The following is a 16,951-nucleotide window of genomic DNA, read 5'->3' as shown; positions in this document are numbered from 1 at the left end:
GCGCCCGCCGCTGGAAGCACGAACCAGCGTTTCCGGCGGCGGGCGCCGAGGGTTCGACCGCACTGCACGAAGGGCTGCACGGTCGGTCACGTCCTTCAGGAAGACCCTTCGCCGCGGACCAGTCGCAGTGAAGGCTTCGCGCGCTCGGCCTCCTGCTCGGCCTCACGTTCGGCTTCCTGCTCGGCCACCAGGTCCGCCGCCACTCGGGCGCCCATGGTGCGCAGCTCGGCCTTGCGCTCCTCGTCGGCCTCCTTGTCGCCCGGGTAGAGGGCCACATACTGGATTCCGTTGTCGTCCTCCCAGCTGTAGCTCTGGTACTGCGTCGGCGTCTCGTCCGCCATCAGGAGCCTCCGATTCTCGCCCTCGGGGTGACCACCGTAGGCGACCGACGTGCACCGGGATAAGGGCCCGCGACGCAAGCACTCGTTCGGCTGGTCGGGTGGCGTACGAGGTTTCATGGTGCTCCGTGGAGCCCGGGGCCAGGTGAAATCAATGGCCTGAATCGGAGTGCTAAACATTCCGAATGGCGTTTACTTGCCGACCGTTATTCGCAAGCTCCGGATATGGCGAACGGTGTCTTCCATACGGGCTACGAAATCGAGATCAACCTGACGCTGCCGGACCTCGGTCATCCCGACCGGCCCGGCCTCCTGAAAGAGATCACCACCCCGATCGGCCGGCGTGAGCGCGAGCTCCTGGCGTGCCTTGAGCATCATCTCGACGGGTACTGCCAGGCCGAGGAGGAGGACCACTCTCCCTGGATGTCGATACGCCGCAAGACCTCCGAGGGGCGCACGACCTGGGTGGCCTCCCATCTGCCGGTGCGTCACACCCCCACGGCGGAGGAGAGCGCGAAGCACCAGGCCATGAAGGAGCGGATCGCCCGGACGGCGGAGCGGCACGGTCTCCGGGCAGAGGTCGAGGCACGGGTGACGGACGGCCGGATTCGCACCGACGTGCTGGTCACCGGGGAGTCCGGGCTGCGGATCGGCTGGGAGGCCCAGTATTCGCCGATCACGGCGGGGACGGTGCGGCGCCGGTCGCGGGCGGCCGCCGAGCACGGGATCGTTCCGCTGTGGGTGACCGACAGCGACCGGTCGGCGGTCGTCGAGCGGGCCCCGTGGGCGAGGGTCGACGACTTCTCGTGGCGGCAGATTGCCTCCCCGATCGCCATGGTGGTCCGCGCCGGGGTGCGGCATCTGCAGCAGTGGAAGTGTCTGCCGAGCAGCGAGCGGCCGTGCCCGGACACGGGCGGCTCCTGCGGCCGGTTCCACGCACAGTGGTTCCTGCCGGCGCTGTGCATTCCGAGGAAGCGACCGACCGAGGTCGACGAACTGGTGGTCTCCAGCGCCGACGGCGAGTTCGTGCCGATGCGAATTCCCCGGCAGGACGACCCGCGCAGCGTCTCCCGGATGTGGGTGCCCGCCGCCGACCGGGAGCGCTGGCACGACATGTTCGGCCCGGACGACCACCACGACACCCCGGCCGAGGCGACTCCCGCGGACGCCGGCATCACCTGCACCGTGCAGGAGCTTGACCCGGTCTGCCGCTACGGCGAAGAGAGCTTCACCTTCGACGACCCGCGGCCGAGGCGCGGCAACGCGGCCGGCACTGGCCTGCACACCTTCGACGAGGTCCCCCAGCGGCTGTTCACCGTCCCCCGGCAGGTCCAGCGGCTCGACGTCACCGACGACCAGCGCCACGCCGCCGCCGTCACACACAGCTGCGAGGTCTGGGAGATCGGCCCGTGCGCGGGCTGCGGAACGCCGATCCACCGCTACGGCCGCGCCGGAGTCCACGCCTGCAGAGAGTGCAGAGCCCGCATCGCGCGGCGCTGACCGGGAGTCGACCGACACCGCCTGTCGGGGTCCTCGCGAGTGACGTCACCCAGCACGACCAGCAGCCCGTAGCCTACAGCGCTGCGGGAACCGATCGCACCGGCCGCGACGACGACCAGGCCGAACCGTGAGCCGTCTCCGCATGCCCGCATTGTGGGTCCGTCAGCGGGTAGCACCTGAGACCGAACTCGCCCTCACCGAAGCGTAGTTCTGCGGAAGTCGCTCCCGCCGGATCCGCGCGGTTCTGCCTGACGCGCTCAACTCCCGTCGCATGTGGGCACCTGGGGAGTCGGGCGGGACTGGGTGCCGGGGTCGTCACGCTGCTCAACGCCCGTCGCCTGCAGGCACCCGGTTCGGCGCGCTGGGGATGCGGATGGCGATCAGCGTGCCGAGGGCGGCGACCGCGGCCAGGGCGAGTGCGGCCGCTGGCAGGGCCTCGCCGAGGGCGGTGTGGCCGGCGATGGTGGTGGCGAGGGCGACTCCCAGGACCGGGCCGATGTTCATCGCCGTCTGCTGGAGGCCGCCCGCGACCCCGGCCTCGGCGGTGGACGCGCCGCGGACGATGATCGCCGTCGCGGTGGCCATCACCGCGCCGAAGCCGGTGCCGAGCAGCAGGAAGCCGGCGCCGATCTCGGCCGCCCCCGACGACCGGTCGAGCCGGGAGATCAGCAGCACCCCCAGTGTGATGAGGACCATTCCCAGCAGTACGGTGTTGCGCGCGTTCTGACGTCCCGTCAGCCATGCCGACGCGGGCGCCGCGAGCACCATCGTCACCGCGAGCGGCATCGCCCGCAGCGCGCTCTGCAGCGGGTCGAGCGCGAGCACGTCCTGAAGGAAGTACGTGGCCAGGAACAGCGTCCCGAGGATCGCCGCCGACGCCGTGAGCAGCACGCCCAGCGCCGGCGCCACCTCGGCCGAGCGCAGGACGGCGGGCGGGAGGAGCGGACGGGCGGCGCGCTGCTCGTGCCGGGCGAACGCGAGGCCGAGCGCGGCGGCCGCGGCCAGGCCGAGCGCGCTGCTCGCGGACCAGCCACCGCCGGGCAGGCCGACGAGCGTGTGCACGAGGCAGGCCAGGGTGAGAGCGAGCAGCGCCGCGCCCGGCAGGTCGAGTCCGGCGGCGCGGCCAACCGGATCGGGCCTCGGCATCGGGACGGCGAGCGCGAGGAGCCCGGCGGCCGCGGCTGGCAGGACGGTCAGGAAGAACACCGCCCGCCAGCCGAGGTGGGTGGTGAGCGCGCCCCCCACCAGCGGCCCGGCAGCTGCCGCCAGGCCGATGGCGCTGGTGCGCACCGCGATCGGCGTGGCGATCCGGTCGGCGGGCCAGACGGCGCGGAGCATGCCCAGGGTGGCGGGTTGCAGGAGCGCGCCTGCGACGCCCTGGGCGACCCGCAGGGCGATCACCCAGCGGATGTCGGGCGCCAGGCCGATGCCGATCGACGCGGCGGCGAAACCCGCCACGCCGACGGCGAAGACGCGCCGGTGGCCGTACCGGTCACCGAGGCGGCCGGCGAAGACCAACAGGGCGGCGACCGCGATGAGGTAGGCGGTGCTGGTCCACTGGACGGCGGTGGCGGAGGCGTGCAGGTCGCGCTGGAGGCTGGGTTGGGCGACGGTGAGCACCGTTCCGTCGAGGGCGACGATCACGGCGCCGGTGATGCTGGCGGCAAGGGTGAGCCGTTGCCGTCGGGCGGGGTTCACCGCTGCTCCGGGCCGAGGTGGGCGTCAAGCGCGGCGCGCAGGAGCGGTTCGACGTCGTCGCCGCCGGTGACGAGGCGCAGGCTGCCCCAGGCGTGCAGCTGCGCGAGGCCGTGCAGGTTCGCCCACAACGCGGCGGCGGCGGTGTCGGCGGCGGCCCCGGGCGGCAGCGAGCGGGTCTCGGCGACGAGGCGGGCGAAGGTCCGGAAGAGCGGCAGGGTGGTCAGCCGCAGTTCGGCGCCGCTGCCCTCCAGGAGGTCGTGACGGAACATCAGCTCGAACATGCCGGGGTTGGCGGCGGCGAACCGGAGGTAGGCGCGGGCCAGCCCGCCGAGCCGGGCGCGGGGGTCGGCCCCCTCGGTGGTGGCCATGGCGTCGGTGCCGGCCATGGTGTCGGTGAGCTTGCCGAATCCGTGCCGGGCGATGGCGGCGAGCAGTTCGCGGTGGGTGGGGAAGTAGCGGCGCGGCGCCCCGTGCGAGACCCCGGCCTGCCGGGCGATCTCGCGCAGGCCGAGCGCCTGGACGCCGTCCCGGGCCACCAGCTCGACCCCGGCGGCCACCAGACGGGCGCGCAGGTCCCTCTCTTGTTCGGTCATAGACCGTGTCTACCAGCTCCGCGTAGACGCTGTCTACTCGCTATCGCGCGGCGGCGCGCGGCAGAATCGGCGGCATGGACGAAGGCGGAGAGGCGGTCTGCTGGCTGGACCGTGTGTGCTCGGAGTGCGGGCGGCTGCGCGAGCGGCCCGGACCCGGGGCGTGCGAGAAGTGCGGCGCCACCGACCCTGTCTCGGCGGACGAGGACGACTGAGCCCCGGCCCGGCACGGCGGCCGGACCGGGGCGTCAGGGCTTCGGGTCGCCGGCCGGCTACTCCGGGGGCTGGTCGCGGAACTGGTTCTTGGCCTGCTCCTTGGTGGCGTCCACCTGGCCGCTGAACTTGCCCTGGGTACGTTCGTCGACGGCGTCCCCCGCCTTGTCGACGGCCTTCTCGGCCTGGTCCTCGTGGCCCTTCAGAAGGCCCTTGAGCTTATCCAACATGGACATGGTCACACTCCCTGGAGAGACGCCCCCACCTCTCCAGGATCACCGCGCAACCGGATGTCCGCATCCCGCCGAGGTCCTGCCGCCGTCCGCCGGCCGCCCCCCGTCCGTCCCGCCGCCGTCCCCCGGACGGGCGCGGCGGTCTTGGCAGGATGGTGACGGTCATGTCAAATCGGGAGTCCAGGACCGTCGGAAGGACTCGCCTTGACGCTGCGCACCCGCCGCCCGCTCTCCTCTCCCGTGGCTGCCGCCTCCACCGTCGCCGTCCTCGTGACCCCGCTGCTGCTCGCCGGAGCCGGTACTGCGGCCGCCGATCCGGACCCGGCCCGCCGGGGCGCCAAGCTGGCGGCCCGCCTGGTCGCGGAGAGCAGCGCCGAGGATGCCTCCGACACCCTCAGAACCCTTCAGCGGATCGCCGACCGCAACGGCGGTACCCGGGTGGCAGGTTCGCGGGGGCACGACGAGTCGGCGTCGTACGTCTACGAGCAGGCCCGCCGGGCCGGGCTCAGGGTGTCGCGACAGGAGTTCGAGTACACCTTCTTCGAGGCGCGGACGCAGCGGCTGGACGTGGTGTCGCCGCAGGCCGAGTCGGTCCCGCTGATCGCCATGACGTACTCGGTGAGCGGTCCGGACACCGGCCTCCGCGGCGAGTTGGCCGTCGTCCCGGTCGGCGACGCCACGGGCTGCGCGCCCGCCGACTATCCGGCGGGGGCGTTCACCGGCCGGATCGCGCTGATCCGGCGCGGCGGGTGCAGCTTCGCGGTCAAGCAGGCCGCGGCGGCGACGGCGGGCGCGGCCGGGGCGATCGTCTACAACAACGCCGACGGCGACCTGAACGGCACCCTCGGCGAGCCGTCCGCGGCGCGGATCCCCGTCGGCGGGATCACCAAGGCCGCCGGGGAGGCGCTGGCCGCGAAGGCCACCGCCGGGCCGGTCTCGGTGAATCTGGACATCCGTACCTTCATGGAGAAGCGCTCGACCTGGAACGTCCTCGCCGAGACCCGCGGCGGCGACGAGGACAACACCGTCTTCATCGGTGCCCATCTCGACTCCGTCCCGGCCGGGCCCGGCATCAACGACAACGGCTCCGGCTCGGCGGGCATCCTGGAGGTCGCCCGGAACCTCGGCGTCCGGCCGGTGAAGAACAAGGTCAGGTTCGCCTGGTGGTCCGCCGAGGAGTTCGGCCTCAAGGGCTCCGAGGCGTACGTGAAGTCGCTGTCGGAGGCGGACCGGAAGAAGATCCGGCTCTACCTCAACTTCGACATGATCGCCTCGCCGAACTACGCCCAGTTCGTCTACGACGGCTCCGGCAGCACCGGCGGCGGCGCCGGGCCCGAGGGCTCCGCGCAGATCCAGCGCCACCTCTCGGACCACCTGGACCGCCGCGGCCTGCCGTACGAGCCGGTGGCCTTCAACGGGCGCTCCGACCACGGCCCGTTCATCGACGCGGGCATCCCGGCGGGCGGCACCGACACCGGCGCCGAGGTGGTCAAGTCGGCGGCGCAGGCGGAACGTCACGGCGGCAAGGCGGGCGTGGCGTTCGACCCGTGCTACCACAAGGCCTGCGACGACCGGGACAACCTCGACCTGGACGCCTTCGACGCCAACATCGGGGTGATCGCCGACGCCGTGGGCACGTACGCGTGGGACCTCTCCTCGCTGTCCCGGCCCGTCCAGTTCCAGCAGCAACCGGCCGGGCGGCCCGGCAGCGCAGGCGGCCTGGGCGAGGACCACGCCCACCAGGTGGCGGCCTGACGACCGGACGGGCCCGCTGCCGTCCTCGGGCGGCGGGCCCGCCCGGCCGTCAGACCGTCCGCGCCCGGCCGGACGTCACCCCCGCGCGCCGAGCTCCCACACGTGTACGGTGTCCCCACCCTCGCCGACGGTCGCCCACGTGCCGTCGCCCAGCGTGTACGGATACCCCCGCACCGGGAACGGGTAGCGGATCTCGCCGAGCAGCCGCAGCGGTTCGGCGGCCACCAGCCAGTGCCGGGCGAGCCCCCACTCCTCGTCGGACTCCGCCGTCGCGGTCACCACGGTGTCCTCGTCGACGAAGCCGGCGTGGTAGTCCCAGCGCAGGTCGAAGTCCGGTTCGCCGTTCTCGTCCTCGCCGAGCGGTTCGGCCGTCGGCGGCACCGGGACGGTGCCGTCCGCGTCGAGCTCGCACAGCACCGCCCCGCCGTCCGCGTCGTGCAGCGCCAGCGACTCCTGGTAGTGCGTGACGGTCAGCAGCCGCTTGCCGGACGGGCTGACGGCCAGCAGGACCCGCTCGTCGGACCCGAGGTACTCGACCGTCAGCTCCCGGCCGTCGAAGCGCCCCCAGCGCAGCGGCACGCCGTCCTGCCCCTCGCCGATGCTCAGGCCCATCTGCGCCGGGTCGGGGTGCGGTATGTGGTCGGAGCCGGCCGCGACCGTCCCCGTCTCGGCGCGGGCCAGCACCCGGCCGTCCGCCGCGTCCAGGACCAGCCACACCTCCGCCCCCTCCACGGCGTCCTCCGAGCGCACGTGCGCCCACACCAGCGAGCCGTCCGGGGAAAAGACGGCCGAGCCGGTGTCCGGGTAGCGGTGGTCATCGCCCCCGGCGTACTCCTCGTAGCTCTCGTGCTGCTCGAAGCAGCCCGAATCCCAGCAGCCGTGCCGGACCTCCCAGCGCAGCCGCCCGCCCGGCTCCACCGCGCGCAGCGCGTGCACCCCGGCGAACACGGCGACGCTCAGATCCCCCGCGACGGCCACGGTATTGATCGGGTCGCGCGGCCACGGCGCCGGGAAGCGCACGACCTCGTCGGGCCGGTCGAGGGCGAACGCCACCAGCTCGGTGTCACCCCGCTGCAGCAGCAGCCGGCGGCCCGTCTCCGCGGTGACCCGGAGCGTGGCGCTGCCCGGCGGCAGCGGCGTGCCGTAGGCGGCGACCGGACGGGCTTCGAACATGACGGCACTCCTCTGGGCGTCGCCCCTGGCGGGCGCGGTGCGAGCACCGTAGCGGACGACACTGACAATCCGGCCCCCGGGCGGGTACGGTGCCGCGCGGAGCGCATCCGCCGAGACCCGGTGGGTGCGCCGGGTCCGGTCCTGCCACCATGGGACCGAGATCACGACACCGTGACACCCTCGGAGGAGTCAGCAACATGAGCACGCACTACGACGTCGTCGTCCTCGGCGCGGGCCCGGGCGGCTACACCGCCGCGGTCCGTTCCGCCCAGCTGGGCCTGAAGGTCGCCGTCATCGAGGCCAAGTACTGGGGTGGCGTCTGCCTGAACGTCGGCTGCATCCCCTCCAAGGCCCTGCTGCGCAACGCCGAGCTGGCCCACATCTTCACCAAGGAGGCCAAGACCTTCGGCATCAAGGTCGAGGGCCAGGTCACCTTCGACTTCGGCGAGGCCTTCCGCCGCAGCCGATCGGTCGCCGACGGCCGGGTCAAGGGCGTCCACTACCTGATGAAGAAGAACGGCATCACCGAGTACGACGGCTGGGGCACCTTCGTCGACGACCGCACCCTCCAGGTCGCGCTCAGTGGCGGCGGCTTCGACGTCGTCACCTTCGACCACTGCATCATCGCCGCCGGCGCCTCCACCCGCCTGCTGCCCGGCACCAGCCTGAGCGACCGCGTGGTCACCTACGAGGAGCAGATCCTCACCGAGCAGCTGCCGGAGAGCATCATCATCGCGGGCGCCGGCGCGATCGGCGTCGAGTTCGCGTACGTGCTGCACAACTACGGCGTGAAGGTCACCATCGTCGAGTTCCTCGACCGGGTGGTGCCGCTGGAGGACGTCGAGGTCTCCACCGAACTCGCCAAGCAGTACCGCAAGCTGGGCATCGAGGTGCTCACCTCCACCCGGGTCGAGTCGATCGACGACAGCGACCCGAACGCCAAGGTCCGGGTCACCGTCACCAAGGACGGGCAGCAGCAGGTCCTGGAGGCCGACAAGGTGCTCCAGGCGATCGGCTTCGCGCCGCGCGTCAACGGCTACGGCCTGGAGAACACCGGCGTCAAGCTCACCGACCGCAACGCCATCGCGGTGGACGGGCGCGGCCGCACCAGCGTCGACCACATCTTCGCGATTGGCGACGTCACCGCGAAGCTGATGCTCGCCCACGCCGCCGAGACGATGGCCGTGATCGCCGCCGAGACCATCGGCGGGGCGGAGACCATGGAGGTCGACTTCGTCATGATCCCGCGTGCCACCTACTGCCAGCCGCAGATCGCCTCCTTCGGCTACACCGAGGCGCAGGCCCGCGAGCTGGGCCACGACGTCAAGGTCGCCAAGTTCCCGTTCACCGCCAACGGCAAGGCGCACGGCCTCGGCCACCCGATCGGCTTCGTCAAGGTCATCAGCGACGCCAAGTACGGCGAGCTGCTCGGCGCCCACCTGATCGGCCCCGAGGTCACCGAGCTGCTGCCCGAGCTGACCCTGGCCCAGCAGTGGGACCTGACGGTCCACGAGGTCGCCCGCAACGTCCACGCCCACCCGACGCTGGGCGAGGCCGTCAAGGAGGCCATCCACGGCCTGGCCGGGCACATGATCAACATGTGACGGAGCGTTTTTGCAAGCGGCCAGGGCCCGCCCGAGAGCACCGGGCGGGCCCTGGCCGTTGCCGTCATCCGCCGTTGTAGTCGGTGGCGGCCAGGACCGCGATACGGCGGCGGTCGGGGGTGAGCGTCAGGAGGCCGAAGTCCATGGAGTCGCGGTTGAACCAGTCCGTGGCGGCGTCGAAGCCGTACCAGCCGCATTCGGCCGCCCGCTGCTCCACTTCGGCGGACGGGGCGCCGTCGGCCGCTCCGGACAGGGCCGCCAGGGACTGCCAGGCGGCGAGCCGGCCGTAGGCGCCGAACCACCAGTAGTCCTCCCCGCCGCCGCCGATGGATGCCGCGGCGAAGAGCAGGCGCCAGGCCTCCGCGGGTGAGGTCGCGGTGACGGTGAGGTGGTCGGGGGCGGCCAGGTCGGCGAGGCAGTCCAGTGCCAGGGACGTCAGCATCGGGTGGACGGCGCCGGGGTCGACCGGCTCGTCGGTGACGTGGATGCCGGACTCGACACGCCCGTTGTGTCGCCCGTCCCAGCGGTCCACGGCGGTGGTGAGGGCGAAGTCGATCATGTTGCCGCGGACCGGCGGAACGCTGCCGGAGACGCGGCTCGGCAGCCGGGTGCCCTCCGGCAGCCCGTACCCGCTGCCGTACCCCACGCCGCCACGGAAGTAGCGCGGGAGGCTTGGCGTGCCCTCCAGCGGGGAGAGCGTCCACGGCAGCCAGGACAGCGGGTGGTCCTGCCAGAACGGTGACTCCGCCGCCCAGGCCACGGCTTCCGGCAGACGTGCGATCGGGGCGTCCCTGAGGACCAGTTCGTGGATCAGGCAGGCGCGCAGCTCGTCCGAGGCGGCGTCATAGGTCGTGCCCGGTGCGAACACCGGCGCCAGGTCCTGCGGGGACTGATGGGCGGCCAGCACGGCGGCTGCCCGGCGGACCGGCCGTCGGCTCGACGACCGGGTGGCGAGGCCCAGCCGCAGCGCGTGTCCGACGTTCTCGCGGCCGGGCGCGGTGGTGACGTCCCACAGGATCCGGTTGAAGAGGTACTGGTGCTCGCCGCCCGCCCCCGAGCCGTAGCGCGCGTGCAGCGCGGCGCCGAAGTCCGCCAGGAAAGCCGTGTCGCGCCGCTCCAAGTGTTCGTCGAGGAGCATGCACACGTCCCCGACGAGCTCCCGGCCGGCCAACTGGTCGACGAGCTGTTCGATCCGATCCACCATGCGGGCGAGCGTACCGCTGCCCGCGGACGGGCCGGCCCTCGGCTCAGGCGCGGGGACTGGACGGCCGGGAGCCGGCGCCAGCCGCTGGAGACGGGTGGTGCTCTCGGTGCCGCCTTCGGTGCCCCCGGGTCAGGCGGTGGCGGGGGAGAGCAGCTCGATCTCGCCGGGGCGCCAGGACCGGTCGAAGAAGGCGGGCAGCGGGTTGTAGAGGCGCAGGACCGCGAACCAGTTGCTGCCGGGCAGGGTCTGCACCCAGTTGCCCTCCGGCACGCCGTCCGGGCGGACGGGGTCGAACCAGAGGCTGACGGATCCGTCCTTGTCGGGGACGGCGGCCGGGGTCGGGCAGGTCTGGGAGCCGGCCCGCGGGAAGCGCTGCTCGGTGGCGAGCATCGAGCGGGTCTGGTTGTCGTACAGAGTGATCGACCAGAACTTCTCCGCGGGGATCCCGGGCGGCAGGATCAGCCGGTAGGTCCGGTCGCCCTCCAGCGGCAGGCCGGACGCGTCCATGGTCGCGCTCACGTACTGCGAGCCGATCCGCGGGAGGTTCATGCACATCGCCGGGGTGATCCCGGTGGCCAGGTAGCAGAAGGACGCGCGGGCGTCGAGGTGCGTGGCCCCGTGGTCGGGGAACGGCGACGTCCACCGGGAGCCGGTCCCGGGGTAGAAGTGGAACCCGTCCTCGGGGCGGGGCCGCATCGCCACCGCCCGTACATAGGCGTTGGCGGTCGCGGCCGCGTCCTCCAGCACCTCCTGCCAGTACCCGTCGGGGGTGAACGGCCGGTCCTTGACGATGCCGACGGCGGCGAGCGGCGCGGCCACCTCGGGGGCCAGGGCGGTGGCGGGGTCGGCCTGCACCGCCTCGTCCAACAGGGTGAAGAACGAGGCGTCCACGGGTGCGATGGTGTTGATCGCCAGCCCGCTGCCCTCGACGAAGCGCGGGCTGCGCGGTTCGGCCGGCCGGGCGAGTGACGAGCCGCCGAGCAGGAACGATCCGGCGGAGGTGCCGTAGCCGCCCGGCGTGTGCGGGGTGATCTTCAGCTGCTCGCGGATGCGGCGCGCCGCCGGGGCCGGGTCGTCGTTCTCCAGGAAGCAACGGCCCAGCAGCCAGAGGCGGTTGGTGCGCACCCGGTGCACGAACATCCCGCCCTCCGGCAGCGTCCCCTGGTAGCCGGGCCCGGCGAAGAGGTGGCGCCCGCCCACACCCCGGTCGGGTCCGGGCACGCCCAGGTCCGTCACCCACCGGGACCACATGTCGTTCGCGACGGCGACGCAGTCCTGCGGGATGTCCACCACGAGAGGGCCGTCGGAGAGGTCCAGGAAGGTGAGGAAGCAGACCGCGTCGGCGTCGGCGGTCAGGAACAGCGACCGGCAGTCGATCAGCTCGGAGAACAGCAATACGTCCCCGTCGGCCACGCCTGCGGCGAGCATCGCCTTGCGCATCGCCCACAGCGACACCGCAGGCAGCCCCGCGCGGAAGGCCGCGACGCCGTGGACCCGGTCCAGCTGGCCGTAGACCGCCGCGGTGGTCTCGGGCGTCGGCAGCCCGTCGGAGAAGACGAAGGTGCCGGCGCTGGTCTTGACAGTGTCGGGCGTGAGGAGGGACGCGGGCACGGACTCGTTCTCGGACACGGACGTCTCTTTCGGTGCGGCCGATGACGGTCCGACCCTAGGTCAATCGCACATTTGCCGCATTTTGGTGGATGCTGCGGGTGGGGGCCGCGCGGTGAGAGCACGGCGCCGCCTCTGCGGCCTTCCCGGGAGGCAAGGCCGCCCGGGAAGACCGCGGTGCTACGGCGTCAGCCGTGGGTCACGCACTTGTTCGCGCTGTTGGACCACAGGCCCTGGAGGTCGAAGGTGCCGGTGGACAGCGTGACGTAGGCGTCGAGCTGGACGCAGGCGTCGCCGATCTCGCCGCCGCCGCCGTTCCAGCCGATGCTGGGCCAGAAGTCGGTGACGGTCTCGGCGTACTCGTGGGTCTCGGTGGACTCGATGCCGGAGAGCAGGCGGCCGTCGGTGAAGGTGGTGCAGGCGCCCGGCCCGCTGTCGGGAATGTAGGGCAGGTTGGTGTACGCGAGCTTGCCGTACGTGGTGGTGGTGAAGTCGTGCCAGGCGCAGAAACCAGAGTTGGGGAAGCCATCCGGGTGGGTGCCCGTGGGGGAGAGGATCACGTACTGGGCGTTCAGGTTGGGTGCCTGGGTGGTGTTGCCGAAGTGGGCGGCGGCCTTGCCGGCCTCCGCGGCGAGCTGGGCGGCGGTCGCGCTGCCGGGAGAGGCGGCGGACTTGTCGAACCACACTCCGGCCAGCGGGGACGAGGTCGGGTGCTTGACGTGGACGCCCTGGGTGCCGCAGGTGACGGTGCCCTTGGGGACGCCCTCGCAGTACTGGTCGAGGATGGTGCCCCAGGTGTCCTGGCTGCCGTAGAGGCCCTTGAACATGTTCTGCATGTCGGCGGCGACCCCGGCGGGGTCCGACGACCACTGGGTGCCCCAGAAGACCAGGTACACCTTGGGGGTTGGGGACACCACGCCCTGGCTTGCGCTGGAGCCGACCTTCAGGGTGTTGGTGGAGGTGGCGGCCGGTTGCTGTGCCCCGGACGCGCCGGGGTTGAGCGGCTTGGCGCCGAAGTGGGTTGCCGCCGTGGCGGGTTGCGCCTCGGCCCCGGTGGCGAGGGAGGTGGTGCCGAAGGCGGCCAGGGCCAGCGCGGCGAGGGTGTGGGCGGCGACCTTGAGCGTTCTGGTGCGCATGCGTCTGCTCCCGAGTGAGGGTGTGAGGGAGGGGGGAACTGCGTGCGTGTTGAGCCCCGACACCACATCAGTTCGGTTGGTGGTTCGTCCAGACGTGCGACGGCGGTGATGGGAAGGCTTTGCCATGGCTATGCCAGACCCTGGCGCGGTCTGTGGGGGGAGCTCCTGATGTCGCACAATGGGCGGCGTGACCGACGACACCACTCTCAACCTCTGGCGGCAGTCCCTCGGCGAAGTGCCGGCCGACGTGTGGGACCGCACCGACCTGACCGTGCTGATCCTCGCGGAGACCGGGCTCGTCCAACTGCCGTCCTCCGTGCGCCGGTTGAATAGCCTGCGCACGCTCGACCTCGGACACAACCGGCTCGCCGAGGTCCCCGCCGAACTCGGCGACCTCACCGGTCTGCGCGACTTCCTCTACCTGCACGACAACGCGCTGACAGCCCTCCCGGACGCGCTCGGCAGGCTCACCGTGCTGCGGTACCTCAACATCGGCGAGAACCGGATCGCCGAACTCCCCCACAGCATCGGCGAGATGACCGAACTCGTCGAGCTGCGCGCCCAGCACAACCGGCTCACCGCGCTCCCGGAGACGCTCGGCGCGCTCGTCGCCCTGCGCGAACTCTGGTTGCGGGGCAACCAGTTGAGCACCCTGCCGGACTCCGCGCGGAAACTCACCGAACTGCGCGAACTCGACCTGCGCGAGAACGCCTTCACCGAGATCCCGCCGGCGCTCGCCGGGCTGCCCCGGCTGCGCCGCCTCGACCTGCGCGGCAACGGGATCACCGAACTGTCGGACTGGCTCGCCGAGCTGCCCGCCCTGGAGAAGCTGGACCTGCGGTGGAACGAGGTCCGGCCCGCGGCGCGACTGCTCGACGCGCTGACGGCGCGCGGGTGCGTGGTGCTGTCCTGATCGGCTCGCGGCCACGGGAGAGGCCTTGAGTAAAAGATCAACACCGGGGCCGCGGACCTGCTACCGTGGATCCCATGAAGCGCGCTGCACTCGCCACGACGACGCCGGAGAGAGTCCCGGCGCGCTGACTGCTGACCTAGTCCGAAGCCCCGGGGCGAGTGCCCCGGGGCTTTGTCGTACCGGTCCACTCGCCCGCACATCCGAGTGGAGACCACCCTCATGAACGCCCCCGCGCACGACCACCTGCAGGACCACGCTCACGCCCACCTGCAGGACGGCGCTCACGCCCACCCGCACGACCACCGCAGGCTCGGCCGCGAGTTGGACCTCTTCGACACCGACCCACTGATGGGCTCCGGCCTCCCGTACTGGCTGCCCGACGGCGCCGCCGTCCGGCACACCCTGGAGGAGTTCATCCGCGAGCGCGAGCGGCGGGCCGGCTACCGCCACGTCTACTCGCCGGTGCTCGGCAAGCGCGAGCTGTACGAGATCTCCGGCCACTGGGCGCACTACCGCGACGACATGTTCCCGCCGATGCGCCTGGGTTCGGAGGAGATGGTGCTGCGGCCGAGCCTCTGTCCGCACCACGCCCTGATTTTCCGCTCCCGCCCCCACAGCTACCGGGAACTCCCGCTGCGCATGGCCGAGTTGGGCGGCATGTACCGCTCCGAACTGTCCGGCGTCCTCGGCGGGCTCACCAGGGTCCGGGCGATCCAGCTGAACGACGCGCACGTCTTCTGCACCCCGGAGCAGGCGGCCGACGAGGCCGTCGCCGCACTGGAGTTGATCCGCGAGGCGCACCGCGCGCTGGGCGTCAAGCCGGTCCGCTACCGGCTCTCGCTCCCCGGCGCGGGCGGCAAGTACGTGGCGGACCCGGTGCTTTGGGGACGCGCCACCGCGCTTCTGACCGACGTCCTGGAGCGCTCCGGTGTGCCGTTCGAGGCGGCGGAGGGCGAGGCCGCGTTCTACGGGCCCAAGATCGACGTCCAGATCGCCGACGGCGCCGGGCGCGAGTTCACCCTCTCCACCGTGCAGATCGACTTCCACCAGCCCGAGCGGTTCGGCCTGCACTACATCGGCCCCGACGGCGCCAAGCACCGGCCGGTGATGGTCCACCGCAGCGTGATCGGCAGCGTCGAGCGGGTGGTCGCCCACCTGATCGAGCTGTACGGCGGCGCGTTCCCGGCCTGGCTCGCGCCGACCCAGATCGTGCTGCTGCCGATCTCCGAGGCCGAACTCCCGCAGGCCGAGCGGCTGCGGGAGCGCTGCCTCGACCTCGGACTGCGCGCCGAGGTCGCCGGCCCCGAGTACGGGAGCCTCGGCGCCCGGATCCGGGAGGCGCGGCTGGTGCCGTACCAGGCGGTGATCGGCGCCAAGGAGGCCGTCGACGAGCGCGTCGCGCTGCGCCTGCGCGACGGCCGCCGGCTCGACCCGATGCCGGCGGAGGAGGCGCTCGCGCGGATCGGGGCGCTGGTGGCGGGGTGCAGCGGGGAACTGTGGGAGGACGGGCCCGGGCGGTGAGGGGTAGCGGCTGGATGGACGGCTCGGCGGCAGCCCGGTGGCATACCGGCGCGGTAGTTCGGCGGCATGCGTACGACTAGTGCGGTCTGCGGTGTGTCGGACTGTCCGGGGGACTCGGCCGCCCGTCGAATGGGCCGGGCGGGAATGGGCCGGGCGGCCGAGTCCGCGGCTGCCGCTGTCCCCCCTGTTCCGGAGGAACCCCATGCGCACCTCGCGCAGGTTCGTCGGTCCCGCTCTCGCCGCCTGTCTCTCCGTCGCCGGGGCGGTAGCCGCCGCCCCGGCCCCGCCGGCCGCGCTCCGCCCGCTGCCCGTCCCGGAGGTTCTGCCGGCCGGCTGGTTGGGCCAGGACTTCAACGACGCGGTCCGTGAGCTCCAGGTCTTCCACGGCTGATCGCCCGGTTCCCCCGGCGGCCCCGTTGTACGGGCGGGGCCGCCAGGGGCTCAGCGGGGCGTCAGTAGGACTGCAGCTCGATCAAGTGGCCGTCCGGGTCCCGCAGGTGGGCGCTGCGCAGGTTCGGGCCCCACTCGGGCCGGTCGGTGGCGGCGATGGCGAGGGTGCCGCTGTGGCCGAGGCAGAGGGCGAGTGCCTTGTCCACGTCGTCGACGCGGAAGACCAGCATCGCGGCGTCCTGCGCGGGGGAGGAGGGGCGGTCGGGCAGGTCGGTGGTGCCGAGGGTGGTGGCCATCGCGGCGCGGTCGAAGAGCACCAGGACGGCCTGGTCGTCGACATCCCAGTTGGCGTACGGGCCCTCGGGAGCGCCCTTGACCAGGGCGGCGCCGGTGAGGGGCGGGAGGATCGCGCGGTAGAAGGCGAAGCACTCGGCGAAGCGGGTGACGAGCAGGCGGGGGTACAGGGCGTCCACGGGCAGGGCTCCTGGCGGCTCGGATTAATAGGTGTTAACCCACTATAGGGATGAACCCTAGACTTCGGCCATGACCTCCTCGCTTCCCACGCCCGCCGGGCACCCTGCGCGTGACATGCCGCCGACGCTGCTGGATCTCAGCACCTACCTGCTCTCCCGGATCGGCCGAACCGCGCGCGGGCGCCTCGCCGAGCGGTTGGCAGAGCGCGGGCTGCGGCTCTGGGACATGGCCGTGCTGGCCGCGCTCGCCGACTTCGGGCCGCACGCCCAGCGGGACCTGGTCGAGCGGCTGGGCCTGGACCCGAGCGACCTGGCCAAGGTCGCCGACCAGCTGGCCGCCGGCGGGTACGTCGAGCGGACCCGGGACACCGCGGACCGGCGGCGCGTGTCGGTGTCGGTCACCGACGCGGGGCGGGCGCTGCTCGCCGAACTCGACGGCGAGGCGCGCGCGGTGCAGGACGAGGTGCTCGCGCCGCTGGACGCGCAGGAGCGTCAGGTGCTGCAGGGGCTGCTGCTGCGCGTCCACGGAGGGCTTTCGGGCGGGCGCGTCGGCCCGTAACTCGGTTCGTGATCGGTTCGTGAACCGTCGGGCGAGCGCCTCG

General features: G+C 72.5%; 17 protein-coding genes. 8 read left to right on the top strand and 9 right to left on the bottom strand.

Translation table 11 applies throughout. The annotated features are described in order from the left end of the window. Positions 1–95: 95 nt before the first annotated feature. Positions 96–341 (bottom strand): hypothetical protein, encoded by a 246-nt coding sequence (locus KV557_RS22080; protein ID WP_218202859.1) that lies wholly within the window; start codon positions 339–341, stop codon positions 96–98. Positions 342–563: 222 nt separating this feature from the next. On the opposite strand from KV557_RS22080, the gene KV557_RS22075 reads away from it, so the two are divergent. Further along, positions 564–1,838 (top strand): competence protein CoiA family protein, encoded by a 1,275-nt coding sequence (locus tag KV557_RS22075; RefSeq protein ID WP_218202856.1) that lies wholly within the window; start codon positions 564–566, stop codon positions 1,836–1,838. A 324-nt stretch (positions 1,839–2,162) separates the two neighbouring features. Here the strand turns inward: KV557_RS22075 and KV557_RS22070 are convergent, their stop codons facing one another. Then, the gene (locus tag KV557_RS22070; protein WP_218202854.1) at positions 2,163–3,536 is read right to left on the bottom strand and encodes an MFS transporter; all 1,374 of its coding nucleotides are present in this window, start codon (positions 3,534–3,536) and stop codon (positions 2,163–2,165) included. Continuing rightward, entirely contained in the window at positions 3,533–4,129 is a 597-nt protein-coding gene (locus KV557_RS22065) for a TetR/AcrR family transcriptional regulator (protein WP_218202852.1), read from the bottom strand. Before KV557_RS22065 ends, KV557_RS22070 begins: the two co-directional genes overlap by 4 nt. Positions 4,130–4,203: 74 nt before the next feature. Here KV557_RS22065 and KV557_RS22060 point away from each other — a divergent pair, with 74 nt between their 5' ends. After that, on the top strand, positions 4,204–4,341 hold the full coding sequence (locus tag KV557_RS22060) for a hypothetical protein (RefSeq protein WP_218202850.1): 138 nt from the start codon (positions 4,204–4,206) through the stop codon (positions 4,339–4,341). A gap of 57 nt (positions 4,342–4,398) precedes the next feature. On the opposite strand, the gene KV557_RS22055 is transcribed toward KV557_RS22060, so the two are convergent. After that, on the bottom strand, positions 4,399–4,575 hold the full coding sequence (locus tag KV557_RS22055) for an antitoxin (RefSeq protein WP_218202849.1): 177 nt from the start codon (positions 4,573–4,575) through the stop codon (positions 4,399–4,401). Between the two features lie 201 nt (positions 4,576–4,776). Here KV557_RS22055 and KV557_RS22050 point away from each other — a divergent pair, with 201 nt between their 5' ends. Continuing rightward, entirely contained in the window at positions 4,777–6,327 is a 1,551-nt protein-coding gene (locus tag KV557_RS22050) for a M28 family metallopeptidase (RefSeq protein ID WP_256177762.1), read from the top strand. Positions 6,328–6,402: 75 nt separating this feature from the next. On the opposite strand, the gene KV557_RS22045 is transcribed toward KV557_RS22050, so the two are convergent. After that, positions 6,403–7,500, bottom strand: coding sequence for a hypothetical protein (locus KV557_RS22045; protein WP_256177761.1), 1,098 nt, complete (start codon positions 7,498–7,500; stop codon positions 6,403–6,405). Between the two features lie 197 nt (positions 7,501–7,697). Here KV557_RS22045 and lpdA point away from each other — a divergent pair, with 197 nt between their 5' ends. Continuing rightward, positions 7,698–9,104: a dihydrolipoyl dehydrogenase gene (gene lpdA, locus KV557_RS22040; protein ID WP_218202847.1), complete on the top strand. Its 1,407-nt coding sequence runs from the start codon at positions 7,698–7,700 to the stop codon at positions 9,102–9,104. Positions 9,105–9,168: 64 nt separating this feature from the next. Here the strand turns inward: lpdA and KV557_RS22035 are convergent, their stop codons facing one another. The 3 genes from KV557_RS22035 to KV557_RS22025 all read right to left on the bottom strand — a co-directional run bounded on the left by KV557_RS22035 (position 9,169) and on the right by KV557_RS22025 (position 13,052). Next, positions 9,169–10,308 (bottom strand): DUF6183 family protein, encoded by a 1,140-nt coding sequence (locus KV557_RS22035; protein WP_218202846.1) that lies wholly within the window; start codon positions 10,306–10,308, stop codon positions 9,169–9,171. A gap of 129 nt (positions 10,309–10,437) precedes the next feature. Beyond that, positions 10,438–11,937: a DUF1254 domain-containing protein gene (locus KV557_RS22030; protein WP_218202845.1), complete on the bottom strand. Its 1,500-nt coding sequence runs from the start codon at positions 11,935–11,937 to the stop codon at positions 10,438–10,440. A gap of 167 nt (positions 11,938–12,104) precedes the next feature. Then, a complete protein-coding gene (locus KV557_RS22025; protein ID WP_218202843.1) occupies positions 12,105–13,052 on the bottom strand; it encodes a hypothetical protein in 948 nt (315 codons plus the stop codon). A gap of 187 nt (positions 13,053–13,239) precedes the next feature. Between KV557_RS22025 and KV557_RS22020 the strand changes: the two genes are divergently transcribed. The 3 genes from KV557_RS22020 (at position 13,240) to KV557_RS22010 (ending at position 15,877) form a co-directional block, all read left to right on the top strand. Further along, positions 13,240–13,965 (top strand): leucine-rich repeat domain-containing protein, encoded by a 726-nt coding sequence (locus KV557_RS22020; RefSeq protein WP_308130007.1) that lies wholly within the window; start codon positions 13,240–13,242, stop codon positions 13,963–13,965. A 219-nt stretch (positions 13,966–14,184) separates the two neighbouring features. After that, entirely contained in the window at positions 14,185–15,486 is a 1,302-nt protein-coding gene (gene thrS, locus KV557_RS22015; RefSeq protein WP_218202838.1) for a threonine--tRNA ligase, read from the top strand. A gap of 202 nt (positions 15,487–15,688) precedes the next feature. Next, complete coding sequence (locus KV557_RS22010) at positions 15,689–15,877, top strand: hypothetical protein (RefSeq protein ID WP_218202836.1); 189 nt, start codon at positions 15,689–15,691, stop codon at positions 15,875–15,877. Positions 15,878–15,938: 61 nt separating this feature from the next. Here KV557_RS22010 and KV557_RS22005 read toward each other — a convergent pair whose 3' ends face one another. Continuing rightward, positions 15,939–16,349, bottom strand: coding sequence for a VOC family protein (locus KV557_RS22005; RefSeq protein ID WP_218202831.1), 411 nt, complete (start codon positions 16,347–16,349; stop codon positions 15,939–15,941). 70 nt (positions 16,350–16,419) lie between these two features. On the opposite strand from KV557_RS22005, the gene KV557_RS22000 reads away from it, so the two are divergent. After that, positions 16,420–16,908 (top strand): MarR family winged helix-turn-helix transcriptional regulator, encoded by a 489-nt coding sequence (locus tag KV557_RS22000; protein WP_218202830.1) that lies wholly within the window; start codon positions 16,420–16,422, stop codon positions 16,906–16,908. Positions 16,909–16,951: the final 43 nt, after the last annotated feature.

This window comes from Kitasatospora aureofaciens (genome assembly GCF_019192735.1).
Lineage (GTDB): Bacteria > Actinomycetota > Actinomycetes > Streptomycetales > Streptomycetaceae > Kitasatospora > Kitasatospora aureofaciens_A.
This window is presented reverse-complemented; position numbering and strand designations above follow the sequence as displayed.